General features: G+C 67.6%; 16 protein-coding genes. 7 read left to right on the top strand and 9 right to left on the bottom strand.

All coding sequences use genetic code 11. From position 1 onward, the window contains the following. The first annotated feature begins 43 nt into the window (after positions 1–43). The 4 genes from IW252_RS11860 to IW252_RS11845 all read left to right on the top strand — a co-directional run bounded on the left by IW252_RS11860 (position 44) and on the right by IW252_RS11845 (position 3532). On the top strand, positions 44–742 hold the full coding sequence (locus IW252_RS11860) for a 3'-5' exonuclease (RefSeq protein ID WP_196836748.1): 699 nt from the start codon (positions 44–46) through the stop codon (positions 740–742). A gap of 171 nt (positions 743–913) precedes the next feature. After that, the gene (locus IW252_RS11855) at positions 914–1903 is read left to right on the top strand and encodes a methionine ABC transporter ATP-binding protein (protein WP_196836747.1); all 990 of its coding nucleotides are present in this window, start codon (positions 914–916) and stop codon (positions 1901–1903) included. Positions 1904–1906: 3 nt separating this feature from the next. Further along, positions 1907–2587 (top strand): methionine ABC transporter permease, encoded by a 681-nt coding sequence (locus IW252_RS11850; RefSeq protein WP_196836746.1) that lies wholly within the window; start codon positions 1907–1909, stop codon positions 2585–2587. 111 nt (positions 2588–2698) lie between these two features. After that, positions 2699–3532 (top strand): MetQ/NlpA family ABC transporter substrate-binding protein, encoded by an 834-nt coding sequence (locus IW252_RS11845; protein ID WP_196836745.1) that lies wholly within the window; start codon positions 2699–2701, stop codon positions 3530–3532. A 68-nt stretch (positions 3533–3600) separates the two neighbouring features. Here IW252_RS11845 and hemL read toward each other — a convergent pair whose 3' ends face one another. From hemL to hemE, 8 genes are read right to left on the bottom strand one after another with little or no spacing between them, the layout of a single operon-like run. After that, on the bottom strand, positions 3601–4911 hold the full coding sequence (gene hemL / locus IW252_RS11840) for a glutamate-1-semialdehyde 2,1-aminomutase (RefSeq protein ID WP_196836744.1): 1311 nt from the start codon (positions 4909–4911) through the stop codon (positions 3601–3603). Further along, positions 4912–5895 carry a porphobilinogen synthase gene (gene hemB, locus IW252_RS11835; RefSeq protein WP_196836743.1) on the bottom strand — a complete coding sequence of 328 codons (984 nt, stop codon included), beginning with the start codon at positions 5893–5895 and terminating at the stop codon, positions 4912–4914. It abuts the gene before it with no gap. A gap of 38 nt (positions 5896–5933) precedes the next feature. Continuing rightward, a complete protein-coding gene (locus IW252_RS11830) occupies positions 5934–6755 on the bottom strand; it encodes a uroporphyrinogen-III synthase (RefSeq protein ID WP_196836742.1) in 822 nt (273 codons plus the stop codon). Continuing rightward, positions 6756–7727 (bottom strand): hydroxymethylbilane synthase, encoded by a 972-nt coding sequence (gene hemC, locus IW252_RS11825; RefSeq protein WP_196836741.1) that lies wholly within the window; start codon positions 7725–7727, stop codon positions 6756–6758. Further along, the gene (locus IW252_RS11820) at positions 7727–8890 is read right to left on the bottom strand and encodes a ferrochelatase (protein WP_196836740.1); all 1164 of its coding nucleotides are present in this window, start codon (positions 8888–8890) and stop codon (positions 7727–7729) included. The genes hemC and IW252_RS11820 overlap by 1 nt, the downstream gene beginning before the upstream one ends. Next, positions 8890–9597, bottom strand: coding sequence for a hydrogen peroxide-dependent heme synthase (gene hemQ / locus IW252_RS11815; RefSeq protein ID WP_196836739.1), 708 nt, complete (start codon positions 9595–9597; stop codon positions 8890–8892). The genes IW252_RS11820 and hemQ overlap by 1 nt, the downstream gene beginning before the upstream one ends. 38 nt (positions 9598–9635) lie before the next feature. Continuing rightward, positions 9636–11045, bottom strand: coding sequence for a protoporphyrinogen oxidase (gene hemG, locus IW252_RS11810; RefSeq protein ID WP_196836738.1), 1410 nt, complete (start codon positions 11043–11045; stop codon positions 9636–9638). Further along, the gene (gene hemE, locus IW252_RS11805) at positions 11042–12115 is read right to left on the bottom strand and encodes a uroporphyrinogen decarboxylase (RefSeq protein WP_196836737.1); all 1074 of its coding nucleotides are present in this window, start codon (positions 12113–12115) and stop codon (positions 11042–11044) included. Before hemE ends, hemG begins: the two co-directional genes overlap by 4 nt. A 150-nt stretch (positions 12116–12265) precedes the next feature. Here hemE and IW252_RS11800 point away from each other — a divergent pair, with 150 nt between their 5' ends. Then, complete coding sequence (locus IW252_RS11800) at positions 12266–13618, top strand: glutamyl-tRNA reductase (RefSeq protein ID WP_196836736.1); 1353 nt, start codon at positions 12266–12268, stop codon at positions 13616–13618. 24 nt (positions 13619–13642) lie between these two features. Here IW252_RS11800 and moeB read toward each other — a convergent pair whose 3' ends face one another. After that, positions 13643–14818 (bottom strand): molybdopterin-synthase adenylyltransferase MoeB, encoded by a 1176-nt coding sequence (gene moeB / locus IW252_RS11795; RefSeq protein WP_196836735.1) that lies wholly within the window; start codon positions 14816–14818, stop codon positions 13643–13645. Positions 14819–14910: 92 nt separating this feature from the next. Here moeB and IW252_RS11790 point away from each other — a divergent pair, with 92 nt between their 5' ends. After that, on the top strand, positions 14911–15540 hold the full coding sequence (locus IW252_RS11790; protein WP_331271528.1) for a TetR/AcrR family transcriptional regulator: 630 nt from the start codon (positions 14911–14913) through the stop codon (positions 15538–15540). 15 nt (positions 15541–15555) lie between these two features. Further along, positions 15556–15777, top strand: coding sequence for a DUF3107 domain-containing protein (locus IW252_RS11785; protein WP_196836734.1), 222 nt, complete (start codon positions 15556–15558; stop codon positions 15775–15777). Positions 15778–15800: the final 23 nt, after the last annotated feature.

Raw genomic sequence — 15800 nt, 5'->3', positions numbered from 1 at the left:
CCGCGTTCCTTTCCTGTGGGGAGCCGCAGGTACGGTTAACCCCATGACTGCCACGACTTGGAATGAGTTGCCCCGCGCCGCGTTTGATCTGGAAACGACCGGGACGGATCCGGAAACTGCGCGGATCGTGACGGCTTCCGTGATCGTGGTCAACGGGCGTAGCGAGATCATCCACCACCGCGAATGGCTGGTGGATCCGGGCGTGGAGATTCCCGAGGCCGCGGCCGCCGTGCATGGGGTTACGACGGCGAAGGCGCGCGCCGAGGGGCAGGACGCCGCAAGCGCCGTGGCGGAGATCGCCGGCCACCTCAAGGACTTGTTCGCGACGATGCCGGTCATGGCGTTCAACGCCAGCTACGACTTCACGGTCCTGAACCGTGAGGCCGCCCGCTACGGCGTGGAGCCGCTGACGCCGGCCCCGGTCATCGACCCGCTGGTGTTGGACCGGCACGTGGACCGCTACCGGCGCGGCAAGCGAACCCTGACCGCGATGTCCGAGTTTTATCAGGTACCGCTCGTCGACGCGCATACCTCGCTGGCCGACGCCGCCGCTACGGTTGGCGTGGCGGATGCGATTGCCAGCCGTTACGCCGAGGTACGAACCGACCCGTTCGAGCTGCACGCGGCGCAGGTGAATTGGCAGCAGGCTTGGGCCGCCAACTTCCAGGAGTTTCTTCGCCGGAAGAATCCGGAGGCTGTCGTGGACGGAACGTGGCCTGTTAATCCCGCGTTCTCCGGCTAGGTGGGCGCCCGCTGGTCGCCCACGCGCCGCCCCAGCGTGTCTTCTACCACATTCGGGGCCACAATGGCCTGCACACGTGTCGGTTCGTTACGCCCCACCCCGGCTGCGGCGTTCTGAGGATGATTCAATAGAGCGCACCGCCTTGACTTCCCCCTGCCCGCGAGGAGCCAGTTGATCACCATTACCGACCTGCGCAAGGTCTACCGCCAGAAGGGGCGCGACGTCGTCGCGCTCGACGGCGTGTCACTCAGCGTTGCCAAGGGGCGCATCCACGGAATTATTGGCCATTCCGGTGCCGGTAAGTCCACGCTGGTGCGCTGCCTGACGCTGCTGGACCGCCCCACCTCCGGCTCCGTGGCGATCGACGGCCGCGAAATGGCGGACATTAGCGACCGCGACCTGTTGACGGCTCGCCGGCGCATCGGCATGGTCTTCCAACACGCCAACCTGTTCGATTCGCGGACCACCGCGGCCAACGTCGCCTACCCGCTCGAGCTCATGGGCACCCCGCGTGCAGAAGTCAAGGAGAAGGTGGATCGGCTCCTCGGCATCGTCGGGCTCAAGGAATTCGCCGGCGCCTACCCCGCGCAGCTTTCCGGCGGTCAGAAGCAGCGCGTGGGCATCGCCCGCGCCCTCGCGGCCGATCCGGACGTGCTGCTCTGCGATGAGCCGACCAGCGCGCTGGATCCCAAGACGACGGACGAGATCCTCGAACTCATCAAGGACGTCCGCGACCGGCTCGGCCTGACCGTGCTGATCATTACCCACGAGATGGGCGTCGTGAAGCAGGCCTGCGACTCGGTGTCCCTGCTGGAGGCCGGACGCATCATCGAGCACGGCGACCTGGCCGACGTCGTCAGCGACCAGCAGGGGCGGCTGTCCCACGCGCTGCTGCCGCTGCCGAACGAGCTGCCGCATGACCTGCCGCCGGGCACGGTGATGGAGCTGCTGTACTCGGGCCAGCACGCCGTGGAGCCCGTGATCTCCGCCCTGTCCCGGCGCTTCAACCTCGACGTCAACGTCCTCGCCGGGTCGATCGAAGATCTGGGCGGCTCCCAGTTCGCCCACCTGCGGATTCAACTTCCCGAAGGAACGGACATTCCTGCCATCACCGAGTACTTGACGTCCGCCGGCGTCTCGACCACCACGAAGGAGGCCTAACCCATGGACTGGCTGACCTCCCTCCTCGACAATCCGGGGATCACCGAGGCCCTCCCCGAAGCCGTCGTCGAAACCCTCATCATGATGGTGATCGGTTCGCTCGCCACCGTCGCCATCGGACTACCCCTCGGTGTCGTGCTCTTCACGAGCGCCCCCGGCGGATTAGCCCCCGTCCGGTGGCTCAACGTGGTCCTCGCCGGCATCATCGTCAACATCACCCGGTCCATCCCCTACGCCATCCTGATGCTGGCGCTCATCCCGTTCACCCAGTGGATCGTCGGCACCGGCATCGGCCCCTACGCGGCCTGCGTTTCCCTGACCATCGGTACGGTGCCGTTCTTCGCGCGCCTCGTGGAAACCTCCTTGCGGGACATCCACTCGGGCAAGATCGACGCGGCACTGGTCATGGGATCCACGCGTTTCCAGGTGGTCCGCAAGATCCTGCTGCCAGAAGCCCTGCCGGGCATCATGGCCGGCATTACGACGACGGTCGTCATGTTGATCGGTTATTCCGCGATGGCTGGCATCATCGGTGGCGGCGGCCTCGGTCGCCTCGCCTACAACTATGGCTTCCAACGGTTCGATAGCCAGGTCATGGTGGCCACCCTGGTCGTCATCGTCGTCATCGTTCAACTGGTCCAGGCGCTGGGCGACTGGACGACGCGCCGCGTCGATCATCGTTGATCACTCAGACGTCCGCCACGGGAACCTCGTGGCGGTGTGCAGCTGGTAGCCGCTGGCTGCACCACACTGCCCGCTAGCCGGCGGGCCGGAATGAAAAGGAAACGCAGACATATGCGTCAGAAGCTCTCGCTCGCGGCAACCGGTGCGGTTGCCCTCTTCGCGCTGACGGCTTGCGGTGGAGACACCCCCAGCGCGGAGGAAAACACCAATGAGAATGGGGCCACCATCGTCACCGTCGGTGCCAGCCCGGTTCCCCACGCGCAAATCCTCGAATTCGTCGACGAGAACCTCGCCGCCGACGCCGGGATCGATCTGGAAATCGAAGAGTTCGACGACTACCAGACCCCGAACATTGCGCTGGATGAGGGCAGTATCGACGCCAACTACTACCAGCACCTGCCGTGGCTCGAAGACCAGGTCGCCACCAAGGGGTACGAATTCGAGCACGGCACCGGCGTCCACATCGAGCCCTACGCCGCGTTCTCCCAGCACGCCAGCGTCGAGGACATCCCGGACGGCGGCGTCGTGGCCATCACCAACGATCCGGCCAACCAGCTGCGCGGATTGAAGCTCCTCGAAGAGGCCGGGCTGCTCGAGAACATCGACGACGAGACCACGGTGCTCTCCCTGACCGACTCTCAGAACCCGAAGGGTCTGCAGTTCGAGGAGAACCAGCCGGAGGTCCTCGTTCAGATCGCGGGAGATCCGAAGGTCGATCTGGCCATCCTCAACGGCAACTTCCTGCTGCAGGCCGGCATGAAGACCTCCGACGCCCTCCTCGTGGAGGACGTCTCCGGCGAGAACCCGTATGCCAACTTCCTGGCCTGGCGCGCGGGCGAGCAGACCGAGGCGATCGCCACGCTCGACGAGCTGCTGCACTCGGACGAGGTGCGCGAGTACATCACGGAGACGTGGCCGAACGGCGATGTCAGCCCGACCGAGTAATTGATGCGACGAAGGGTCCGTTCCCTACGGGGAACGGACCCTTCGTGTGTCCTGCGTGACGAGCCGCGTTACGCGGGCTGTGCCGACGCCGCCGCGCGGGCGGCCGCCGGCAGCGCCTCGTACACGCGCTCCATGGCGACGTCGTCGTGTGCTGCAGAGAGGAACCAGGCCTCGAAGACGCTGGGCGCCAAGTAGACGCCGGACTCCAGCATGGAATGGAAGAACGGCGCATAGCGGTACGCGTCTTGGGCCTGAGCGTCCGCATAGTTCTTCACACCGTGCTGGCTCGTGCCAAAGGCCACCGAGAAGAGGTTGCCCGCGGTTTGGATCGAGTGGTCGACCCCCTCGGCGTTCAATGCCGCGGAAACCGCCTCCTGCAGCTCAAGGCTCAGCGCGTCAATGTGCGCGTACACCTCCGCTGTGGCGTGCGTCAGGGTGGCCACGCCGGCGGCCATGGCAATGGGATTCCCGGAGAGCGTGCCCGCCTGATACACCGGCCCCGTCGGAGCCAAGTAGTCCATGACCTCCGCCCGGCCGCCGAGGCCCGCGGTGGGCAGTCCGCCGCCGATGACCTTGCCGAACGTATAGAGGTCGGGCGTCCAGTCCTCGACGCGGCCCGAAAGCCCCCAGTACCCAGCGTCTGAGGCGCGGAAACCCGTCAACACCTCGTCGACGATCAGCAACGCGCCGTGCGCGTGAGCTGTGTCCAGCAGGAACTTATTGAACCCCTCCCCCGGAGTCACCACGCCCATGTTCGCGGGAGCCGACTCGGTGATGATCGCGGCGATCCGGTCACCGTATTCCGAGAAGACCTCGGTCACGGCCTCGGGGTCGTTATAGGGCACCACGAGAGTTTCCCCGGCGGTGGCCGCGGTGACGCCCGCAGACCCCGGCAACGCGAGGGTTGCGACGCCGGAGCCGGCCGAGGCCAGCAGGCTATCGAGGTGGCCGTGGTAGCAACCGGCGAACTTCACGATCAGATCCCGGCCGGTGTAGCCACGCGCCAGCCGGACCGCCGTCATCGTGGCCTCGGTGCCCGTGGAGACCATCCGCAACCGGTCCACCCCACCGAACCGCTGCATGACCAGCTCGGCCAGCGCAGATTCATCCGGCGTGGACGTTCCGAAGGACAGCCCCTTGTCGACGGCGGCGTGGACCGCATCCTGAACGGCCGGGTGCTTGTGCCCCAACAGCATGGGGCCCCACGAGCCGACGAGGTCCACGTAGTCGCGTCCGTCGGCGTCGTGCAAGTACGGCCCCTCCGCGGAGACCATGAAGCGGGGCGTGCCGCCCACGGACCCGAAGGCACGCACGGGCGAGTTCACGCCGCCAGGCATGAGGTTCTTGGCGCGGTTGAAGAGTTCCTCGGAGGTGGTCATTTATTTCCCTTCTGTGAGCCAGCCCGCGAGCTCGGTCGCGGCGTATGTCAGCACGGTGTCAGCCCCGGCGCGGCGGATCCCAAGCACCGACTCGGTGATGGCAGCACGGCGGTCGATCCAGCCATTCGCGGCGGCCGCCTCGATCATCGCGTACTCGCCGGAGATCTGGTACGCGGAGACCGGCACATCGGAGAGAGCCGCCACGTCGGAGAGAATGTCGAGGTAGCTCATGGCGGGCTTAACCATCACCATGTCCGCCCCTTCAGCCAAGTCCAACTCGACCTCGCGCACGGCCTCACGGCGGTTAGCGGCGTCCATCTGGTAGGTGCGCCGATCGCCCTTCAGCTGCGAGTCGACCGCCTCCCGGAAGGGACCGTAGAACGCCGAAGCGTACTTCGCTGCATACGCCAACACAACGGTGTCGGTCCATCCCGCGGCGTCAAGCGCCTGCCGAATCACGGCCACTTGGCCGTCCATCATCCCGGACGGCCCCAGCACGTGCGCCCCCGCGGCCGCCTGCTGAACGGCCATCTCCGCGTATATCTCCAGCGTCGCATCATTGTCCACGCGCCCGGCATCATCCAGCACTCCGCAGTGCCCGTGATCGGTGAACTCGTCCAAGCAGACATCGCTCATGACGATGAGGTCATCGCCGACCTCGGCCCGGACATCGCTAATCGCTTGGTTGAGCACGCCCTGCGGATCCATACCCGCGCTGCCCACGGCGTCGCGCTGCTCCGGAATCCCGAAGAGCATAATCCCGCCGAGGCCGAGCTCCGCCGCCTCAGCCGCGGCCGCCTTCAGCGTGTCGCGGGTGTGCTGGACAACGCCGGGCATCGACGTGATCGGGTTAGGCTCGCTCAGGCCCTCGCGCACGAAGGCGGGCAGGATGAGGTGCCGCGCCTCCAAGGAGGTCTCGGCGGTCAGACGGCGCATGGCCGGGCTGGTGCGCAAGCGGCGGGGCCGCTGGGCAGGAAAGCTCATCGTTACTCCTGGTCTCGATCCTTCGGGGTCTCGCGTGGTCAGTCTAAGGAGGCAGCCCATGCGTCCACCATGGCCGCGGGCGTGGGCGCCTGAGCCGTGTGGACGCGCTGAAACCCGAGGCGGGTCAGCTCCGCCGCCGTAGTCCCGCCGATGGCGATCGCTGGCCCCGGAAAGTCGGTCCCGGCGAGCTGGGCGAAGCGGCGGACGATGCTCGGGCTCGTAAACAGCACCGCGTCGATCTCGCTGATCCGCTCGGCGAGGTGCTCTGGCGCTACGAGCGGCGCCGCGGCGGCGGGCGCCCCGTGGTCGCCGAGGACAGGGACCTCAAGGCGCCGGGTGGGGTCTGCAGGGGCGTCCACCGTGCGGTAGGCCGTGACGACGTCGACGCTTAGTCCCCGCTCGGCCAGACCGGCCTCCACCGTGCGCGCGGCGATATCCGCTTGAGCCACCAAGACCCGCTCCCCGGCAGCGGCGGGTAATTCAGCGACCAGCCCTGCGCCCGTCTTCTCCTGCGGCACGAAGTCAACCGCCAGTCCCGCGGCCTGCGCGGCCACGGCGGACGCCTCCGCGACGGCGGCAACCCGGGTTTTCGACGCGCGCGTGAGGTCGAGCCCGAGCGTCACCGCGCGTTGCTCAAGCGCCCGCAGGGTGGTGAGCGACGTCAGGATCAACCAGTCATAGCCACCGCTGGCGAGCCGCTGCACCCCCGCGTCGAGCGCGGCCGTGTCGGACGGCAGCTCAAAGTCGATCACCGGACACACCACCGCATTCGCCCCGCGGGCCGCGAGCTGCTCCACGGTGCTGGAAGCTCGCTCCGGCGACCGCAGGACCAACGCGGTCCGCCCGGCTAGTCGTTCCACCTAGAGTCCCGCCAGTTCCGCAGCGCCCTCGCGCAGCAGCTGCTCGGCAAGAGCCACGCCCAGCGCTGCGGCCCCGGCATCGGTCACCTCGGTGGTCGTTGCCCGGCGCCGGATCACGTCGGACCCGTCCGGAGCGCACACGACGGCATCGAGCGCCAGGACATCGGCCTCGAGAGTGGCGAGGGCACCAATCGGGGCCGCGCAGCCGGCCTCCAGCCGGGCCAGCAGCCCGCGTTCGGCGGTCACGGCGAGCCGTGTGGCGTCGTCGTCCAGCTCGGCGAGCGCTCGGTTCAGCGCAGTGTCCTCGGCAAGGGCCTCGCTCCGGCATTCGACCGCCAAGCTGCCCTGTCCGGGCGCCGGAAGCATCACGGTGGGGTCCAGATACTGCGTGATGTGGGCCTGCAACCCCAGCCGCTCGAGGCCGGCAGCGGCGAGGACGACGGCGTCCAAGTCTCCTTGGGCGTCCCGGCCGACGCCGCCGTCGTCGGCCTGTTCCGGCGAGCCTTTGACCCGCCCGAGCCGGGTGCCGACGTTGCCTCGGATGTCGACGATCTGCAGGTCGGGGCGCGCATACTTCAGCTGGGCCGAGCGACGCGGCGAGCCGGTGCCAATGGTCGAGCCAGCCGGCAGTTCCTCCAGGGTCAGGCCATCGCGGGCGCACAGTGCATCGCGAACGTCCACGCGCGGCGGCGTGGCGGCAATGCTCAGCCCTGCGGGCTGCTGCGTCGGCAAATCCTTGAGGGAATGCACCGCGAGGTCACACCGGCCCTCCATGAGGGCCACCCGCAGGGCTGCGGCGAAGACGCCGGTACCACCCAGCTGGGCGAGCGAGCCGGAGGTCACGTCTCCCTCGGTCTTGACCAGCGTCGTGTGCGCCGTTAGCCCGGACAGTTCCGCCAGCGCGTCAGCCACCGTCCCGGTCTGGGTGGTCGCCAACGCGGAGCCGCGCGTTCCGATCGTGAAGGTCGTCATCAGGCTCCGGACGGCCCCGTCCTGCTCTCTTCACGGCGCGGAGCGGCCGAGCGGGCCGTCAGCCGCGGCCGGCAGCCGGTCACGCAGCAGATGTCATCCCACGTGCCCGGGACCTTCTGGTTGGCCTGCTGCTGGGGCGCCGCGCCTTCCAGCTGCCGCGCGACGATGTCGACCAGTCCGGACACGAAGGCCGCGTGGATGCCGGGCGTAGGGGCGCGGTGGAACGCGAGCCCCAACTCGCCGGCCGTCTCCTTGGCCTCGGTGTCAAGGTCCCACTTAACCTCCATGTGATCGGAGACAAACCCGATCGGCATGACCACCACGCCGCGAGTCCCCTGCTCGGCGTACTCCTCGATGGCGTCATTAATATCCGGTTCGAGCCACGGTGTGCTCGGCGCGCCGGAGCGGGACTGGAACACGAGCGAGTGCTCCAAGCCGGCTGCCTCCGGAACCGTTTCCATGAGCGTGCGCGCCACGGCCAGGTGCTGTGCCGAGTAGGCGTCGGTGCCGAACTCCTCCTTGACGTGCTCCGGACCCTGGGCTTCAGCGATGGCCGTCGGGATGGAGTGCGTGACGAACACGATTTTTGGCTGCGCCTCGGACTCCCCCTGAGCGGCTAGCTGGGCGCGAACGTCCGTGATGCCGGTGGCCAGAGCCTCTTGGAAGGGAGTGATAAAAGCGCGGTCGTGGAAGAACTGCGGGATCTTGACGATCTCGAGCTGCTCGCCGAGGCCAGTGGCTTCCAACCCCTTGTCGATATCTTCGCGGTACTGACAGCAGCTGGAATACCCGGCATACGCGCTCGTGACCAGCATGAGCACGCGGCGGTGCCCGTCGTCGTACATTTGCTGGAGTGCATCGGGGATGTATGGATCCCAATTCCGGTTGCCCCAATACAGCGGCAGGCTCCACTCGCGGCCGGCGATCTCCGCCTCCAGCGCGGCCAACAAGTCCCGGTTCTGTTCGTTAATGGGGCTCACGCCACCGTTGGCCCGGTAGTGCGTGGCCACTTCCTCCAGGCGCTCATCGGGGATCCCGCGGCCAGCCGTGACGTTGCGCAGGAAGGGAATGACGTCTTCCTGTCCCTCGGGGCCACCGAAGGATGCCAGCAAGACGGCGTCGTATCCCAAGCCTGGCGTGCTCTGGTTCTCTGCGCGGCTCATTAGCGCAGCACCTCCGCGATCTGGGCAGCATCAATCATGCGGCCAGTGTAGAACGGGATTTCTTCCCGTACGTGGTTGCGGGCGTCGGTGTACCGCAGGTGACGCATCATATCCACGAGGTCGATGAGCTGGGGTGCCTCGAGGCAGATCATCCACTCGTAGTCGCCGAGGGCAAAGGCCGCCACGGTGTTGGCGTTGATCTCCGGGAAGTCGCGGCCCAGAATGCCGTGATCGCGCAGCATCGTGCCACGCTCCTGGGGGTCCAACAGGTACCAGTCATAGGAGCGGACGAACGGGTACACGGTCATCCACTCCTTGGAGTCGACGCCGCGGGCGAAAGCCGGCGAATGCGTCTTGGCAAACTCGGCCTCGCGATGCACGCCCATCCCGGACCACACGATCGAGGTCTCGGCGAAGAGGTCGGAACGGCGAATTTGGCGCACCGCATCCTGCAGATCTTCCGCCTGGGTTCCGTGCAGCCAGATCATCACGTCCGCGTCGGCGCGCATCGAGGAGACGTCGTAAGCTCCGCGCAGCGTGATGCCGCGGGCCGCCAGATCGGCCACGAGCGCCTCGAACGCGGCCACGCCCTCGGACCGGTCCAGGCCCGACTCGCGCTTGAAGACCGTCCACAGGGTGAAGTGCATGGTGTCTCCCTCGCGCTCGCGATCGGCGAGCACGGGGCTGTTTGAACGATTCTCGTTCATGGTGCCTCTTTCGTAGAAGGAGTTCTAGGTCTAACGATCTAGCGGGCCGTAATGCGGGTTCTTGCCCGGGCATCGGCCACGACGGCGGCCAGACCCGTGCCGGACAGCCAGCCACCCACGGCGTCCAGCCTGCGGTGCTTGGCCAGCGCCGCGCGGAACGCGTCAACGCGCTGACGGTGGCCCGTCGTTGCAAACGGCAAGGCACCCCGGTGGCGGATCACGTCCCACCCGAGGACGTCCTGTTCCGTCACGTCGACATCAAGTAGTGCGGACGCATCGGACACGGCTGCGTGGTACAGCGTCTCGTCGTCGGCATCGGCCAGCCGGGCGTGACGCTCGGAGAGGCGCCCGTAGGACAATCGCAACACCTGCGTTCCGGGCCCTGCCTCCGCAGCCAGCCACTGCCATTTCGCTGTCGCATGGGTCAGAGCCTTGGCCCCAATCCCCTCAGTTTCCGGGGCGACCAGGACGCCGTTGCCCCGTGGGGCGACGTCCAGCTCCGGATAGTCAAGAACGAGCGTCACGAGGGAAACGCCCGCGCCGGGCTCGGGACGGTAGACCGCCAGATCCGGATCCAGCTGCGCGGCGAGGTCGACGGCGGACGGCCCGTCCGTCGCAATCACCACGCGGGAGACGGCCAGCGCTTCCTCCGTCTCGGACCACACCACGGTGTATTCGTCCTCGCGGGCCGCCAGCCGGCTGACGCGCGCTCCGGTGCGCACGTCCACGCCGCGGTCGGTCAGCTCCTCGACGAGCGCGGCGGTCAGCCGGTGCATGCCTCCCGTCAGGGAGCCCACGGCCGACCCGGCCGGGGCGGCTTGGCGCATCGACCCCACTGCGCGGGCCAGCGACCCGTGCTTGACGACGGCGGCGCGCAGCCCCGGAGCGACGGCATCGACGTCGAGGGCATCCGGATCGGCCGAATGCACCCCGGAAACCACCGGCGTCACCAGCGAGTCGAGCACGGCGTGCCCCATCCGGTTGCGCACCAGCTCCCCGAGGCTCATGGCCCCGTCGGTCAGGTGCTTGCTGACCGGTGCGGCGAGGTCCGCCGCGGCCCGGAGGGCGGCCGTTTGTCCGATCACGGCCTTGACGTCTGGGGCCAGAGGATCCGCGGGAATGCCCAGAACGCCCGTGCTCGGGAGTTTGCGGACGGCGTTGGGGGTCTGCAGCCACGCATCTCCGGCGGCCGGGTACTCGATGTCGTCGGCCAGCCCCAACTCCTCCAGCAGGTCCGCGACGGCCGTCGTGCGGGTCGCGAAGGACTCCGCCCCCGCGTCCAGGGACAGACCGGCGACTTCATGGGCGTGAACACTCCCGCCGAGGCGCTGGGACGCCTCGAGAACGGTCACGGCGAAGCCTGCCGTCGCCAGTTCGCGCGCAGCGACGAGGCCGGACATTCCGCCGCCAATGACCGCGGCGGCTGGCTGAGCTGGGGTTCGTTTCACTGTCCTCCAGTCACATCTATCGAGTGAATGAGGCTCACCAGTCGGGTCAACACCTCAGGATCAGTCGTTGGCGGGACGCCGTGTCCCAGATTCAACACGTGGCCGGGCGCAGCCTCACCCGCCGCGATGACCTCACGCACGTGGGCCTCGAGAACCTCCCACGGTGCATCCAGCAGCGCTGGGTCGATGTTGCCCTGCAGCGGCACGGTACCGCCCAAGCGGCGATTGGCCTCGTCCAGCGGCAGCCGGTAGTCGACGCCTACGACGTCGACGCCGACGTCGCGCATGGGCTGCAGGATCTCCGAGGTCCCGGTGCCAAAGTGCACCAACGGCACTCCGGTATCCCGCACCGCGTCGAGGGCGCGAGCGGAGGCCGGGGCGACGTGACGTTCGTAGTCGGCGCGGCCGAGGCTGCCGGCCCATGAATCGAAGAGCTGGGCGGCGGACGCGCCGGCTTCCACCTGCGCGCGGAGGAACTGGCCGGAAACCTCAGCGGCCCAGTTCGCCAGGGCGGCCCAAGTCTCGGGTGCGGCGTGCATCATGGTCCGCGGGCCCAAGTGATCCCGGGACGGGCGGCCCTCGACCATGTAGGCGGCCAAGGTGAAGGGCGCACCCGCGAAGCCGATGAGCGGGGTGTGCCCCAGCTCGTCCACCGTCCGGGCGACGGCCTCGCGGATGGGGTCGAGCGCCGCATCCTCCAGCGTGGGCAACGCCGCGACGTCGGCGGCGGTCCGGACGGGGCGGTCCAGCACGGGCCCGACTCCGGAGACAATGTCGACGCCCACCCCGGCCAGCTTCAGCGGAATGACGATGTCGGAAAAGAAGATCGCGGCATCGACGTCGTGGCGCCGCACGGGCTGCAGCGTGATCTCAGCCGCCAGCTCGGGCTGAAGGCAGGACTCGAGCATGCCGATCCCCTCGCGCACCCGGCGGTACTCCGGCAGGGAGCGCCCCGCCTGACGCATGAACCACACGGGGCGGCGCGACGGCGTCTGACCGCGGTACGCGGAGATCAACGGGGAATCAGCAGTACGGCCATCCATCAGCGGGTGGCTAGCGCTCAAGGTCATGGTGGCAATTCTGCCAATCGGGCGTGCATTGCGCTAATTTGAGGAGCCCTTCGGGCCACCATCGTGGCCAACAACACGCCGTCACAGGGCGCTGCACACCCCGGTTCTTAGGGGAACCTTAGCGGCCACCAGCGATACCATGGGAACACTGTGGTTTTTGTATCGCTCGTGGCTTCCCATTCTGACGTCGACCTCGAAACCGTGGCGCGCTTGAGCGCTGGCGCCTCCGAGGTCGCTTCAGGCGTTCTCGATTCCGCCGGCCCGATGACGGGTGCGGTGGTTCTGGCCACGTGCAATCGCTACGAGATTTACGCCGAGGCCCGGTCTGAGGACGACGTCGAGGCAGCCCGCGCGGCCATCATCACCGAGATCGCCGAACTGTCCGGGCTGGACGAACATACGGTCTCCATGGCGCTCACCACACTCACCGGCGACGAGGCCGTGAACCACCTTTTTAATGTCGGCGCAGGCCTGGATTCGGCAGTCATCGGCGAGCGAGAGATCGCTGGACAGGTGCGGCGGGCCCTCATCGAGGCTCAAGAGGCCGGGACGACGACGGGCCCGCTGGTCCGCCTCTTCCAAACGGCGTCCCGCACCGCCAAGGACGTCGGCTCACAAACCGCGCTCGGCGGCCGGGGGCTGTCCATTGTGTCCGTGGCTCTGGATCTGGCGGAGGACCTGCGCGACGCCGACTGGCGCACCAAGAACGTCGTCGTCTTCGGCACGGGGGCTTACGCGGGTGCCACCATGTCCTTGCTGCAGCAGCGCCACGCCGAAAACGTGGCCGTCTACTCCAATTCGGGCCGCGCTCCGGCCTTCGTCGCCACGCGGGGTGGCACGGCCCTCACCGAGGAGACGCTGCGCGAGGCACTCGCCGACGCCGACGTCGTCATCGGCTGTTCCGGTGGGGATCACAAGCTCACGGCGGCTGATCTGGCCGAGGCCGGCCGAGGTAACCGGGAACTGGTCGCCATCGATTTGGCCCTGACCCGGGACTTCGATTCCTCGCTCGAGGACCTCGAGCACGTGGATGTCATCACGCTGGAATCCGTCCGCATGGCTGCCCCGGCTGAGCAGGCCGCGGCCCTCGAGCAGGCTCGGGAGATTGTGCAGACGGCCGCACAGGACTTTGCCTCGGGCCAGCGCGAACGTTCCGCCGATGCCGCGATCGTCGCCCTGCGCAAGCACACCCAGAAGGTCCTCGAGACGGAGGTGGAGCGCGTGCGCAAGCAGCACGGCTGCACGGCCGCCGCCAAGGAAGTGGAGTTCGCCATGCGCCGCATGATGAAGCAGTTGCTCCACGAGCCGACCGTGCGCGCCCGCGAGCTAGCCGCCGCCGGACGCGCCGATGAGGTGGAGTCGGCCCTCGCCTCGCTCTTCGGCATCACCGGCGAGGATATCGCCGCACAGGTGGCCGGCCAGGGCGGTCCCCGACCCGCGACAACCGCCGCGGCGCCCCTCGTGCCCGGGCTCACCACGGGTTCACACCAACGCACCGCGTGAACTGCCGGCGCCCGGCGCGCCTCGCTAGTAGCTCGCCCGGTCAGGTTCGATGTCCCGCACCCACGCCAGCACGCCGCCGTCGAGGTGCTTCACGTCCGTGTAGCCCTGCCCCTTGAGGTAGCGCAGCACCTCGGCCGAGCGTCCACCGGACTTGCAATGCAGGATGAGCGGTGTCTGGCGCGGCCACGAAATATCGCCGCCAAGGATCTGCCCGCGCGGGGCCAACTCGGCGCCGTCGATGGCGACGATCTCCGCCTCCCCTGGCTCCCTCACGTCAATCAGCCGGAACTGCGCGCGGCCCTGCTCACGCGCCGCAAGGAGCTCGGCGAGCTCGCGGGCCGCCACGGCGGGCACGTCCTCCTCGGCGGGCGGCTGCAGGCCGCAAAACGCCGGGTAGTCCGCTAAGAGTTCGGTGGGCTGTACCAATTCAGGGTCCGGCTTGAGGCGAATCTCGCGCCACGTCATGGCCAGCGAATCGAGGATCTGCACGCGCCCGATCAGCGGCTGCCCCACCCCCGTGATGAGCTTGATGGCCTCCGCCACCATGACGGAGCCGATTTGTGCGCACAGCACGCCGAAGACGCCGCCCTCCGCGCAGGAAGGAACGGTTCCAGCGGGCGGAGCCTCGGGGTAAAGGTCCCGATAGGTGGGCCCGTGGCCGTTCCAAAAAACACTCACCTGCCCGTCGAAGCGCAGGATGGATCCCCATACGTACGGCTTGCCGAGGATCGCGGCGGCATCATTGACCAGATAGCGGGTCGCAAAATTGTCCGTGCCGTCCAGAATCAGGTCGTACCCGCTAAAAATCTCGAGAACGTTCTCGCGGCTCAGCCGGGTGTTGTGGAGGACGACGTTGGTGCTCGGGTTGATCTCCCGGATGGACTGGGCGGCGGACTCAGTTTTCAGCATGCCGATCCGGGACGTGCCGTGGATGATCTGGCGCTGGAGATTGGAATCGTCCACGACGTCGTCGTCCACCACGCCCAAGGTCCCAATGCCTGCGGCGGCCAAATACATCAAGGCGGGCGAGCCCAACCCGCCGGCGCCGATCACGAGCACGCGCGCGGCCTTGAGGCGCCGCTGGCCCGTCAACCCCATCTCGGAAATGATGATGTGGCGCGAGTACCGGCGCAGCTCGTCATGGGTGAGCTCCGCGGCCGGCTCAACAAGGGGCTCGAATCGGTACGACGGCGTGTCCATGCCTTCACTGTAGTGCGGCAGCTGACGCCCTGACACCCTCCGTGACGCGTAGACTGTGGTGCCAGATGCGCCACCGTCAGGAGGAATAAGCCGTGGATCAGGTCTCCGCCCCAGCGGACCAGGACAAGCGCAGCGGCCGCTTGCCCCGTGAACAACGCCGTGCGCAATTGCTCCAAGCCGCGCACGGGGTGTTTGTCACGCACGGCTATCACGGCGCCGCCATGGATGAAATTGCCGAGGCGGCGCACGTGTCCAAGCCGGTGCTGTATCAACACTTCCCGGGCAAGCGGGAGCTCTACCTCGCCTTGCTCGATCACCACCTTGATGAGCTGACGACGGCGATGCTCACCGCCCTGCGATCCACCGATGACAACAAGGAGCGCGTCACCGCCGCGATCCGCACCTACTTTGAGTTCGTCGCGGCCGATCATCAGGCCTACCGCCTGATCTTCGAGTCTGACTTGCTCAACGATCCGGACGTGAGCGATCGGTTCGAGCGGTTCAATGCCGCCATTGCGGATGAGATTGCCTCCGCGATTTCCGGAGACACGAGTTTAGCGCAGGCCGAAGCCCTCCTGCTGGGGCGGACCCTGTCCGGCATGGCTCAGGTATCGGCGCGCTCGTGGCTCGAAGTCTCAGACTGTGTCGATCAGACCGTCGCGAGCGATCTGGTGGCGCGTTTAGCTTGGCGCGGAATTAGCCGCTTCCCGAAAGAATCCTGAAGTAGGTTAGGAACCATGGACGTACGCATCGGAATTCAGAATGTTGCCCGCGAGGTCGTCATCGACTCGAACGAGGCCCCGGAGGCTGTCGCCAAGACGGTCTCCGACGCACTGTCCGCCGGCGGTCTGCTCACGCTGACCGATGCCAAGGGACGTCAGGTGATCATCCCGACCAACACCATCGGGTTCGTCGAGGTGGGCTCCGAGACCGCGCGGCCCGTCGGCTTCGCTCAGTAGCGTCGGCGCAGCCCGTCAACCGT

This window comes from Zhihengliuella flava (genome assembly GCF_015751895.1).
GTDB lineage: Bacteria > Actinomycetota > Actinomycetes > Actinomycetales > Micrococcaceae > Zhihengliuella > Zhihengliuella flava.
This window is presented reverse-complemented; position numbering and strand designations above follow the sequence as displayed.

Coding starts and splice junctions, on each gene's coding strand:
- moeB (WP_196836735.1), bottom strand. CDS start 14,818: ATGGACACGCCGTCGTACCGATTCGAGCCCCTTGTTGAGCCGGCCGCG.
- hemC (WP_196836741.1), bottom strand. CDS start 7,727: ATGACGACCTTCACGATCGGAACGCGCGGCTCCGCGTTGGCGACCACC.
- IW252_RS11785 (WP_196836734.1), top strand. CDS start 15,556: ATGGACGTACGCATCGGAATTCAGAATGTTGCCCGCGAGGTCGTCATC.
- IW252_RS11820 (WP_196836740.1), bottom strand. CDS start 8,890: ATGAGCCGCGCAGAGAACCAGAGCACGCCAGGCTTGGGATACGACGCC.
- IW252_RS11850 (WP_196836746.1), top strand. CDS start 1,907: ATGGACTGGCTGACCTCCCTCCTCGACAATCCGGGGATCACCGAGGCC.
- IW252_RS11860 (WP_196836748.1), top strand. CDS start 44: ATGACTGCCACGACTTGGAATGAGTTGCCCCGCGCCGCGTTTGATCTG.
- hemQ (WP_196836739.1), bottom strand. CDS start 9,597: ATGAACGAGAATCGTTCAAACAGCCCCGTGCTCGCCGATCGCGAGCGC.
- hemB (WP_196836743.1), bottom strand. CDS start 5,895: ATGAGCTTTCCTGCCCAGCGGCCCCGCCGCTTGCGCACCAGCCCGGCC.
- hemE (WP_196836737.1), bottom strand. CDS start 12,115: ATGACCTTGAGCGCTAGCCACCCGCTGATGGATGGCCGTACTGCTGAT.
- hemL (WP_196836744.1), bottom strand. CDS start 4,911: ATGACCACCTCCGAGGAACTCTTCAACCGCGCCAAGAACCTCATGCCT.
- IW252_RS11845 (WP_196836745.1), top strand. CDS start 2,699: ATGCGTCAGAAGCTCTCGCTCGCGGCAACCGGTGCGGTTGCCCTCTTC.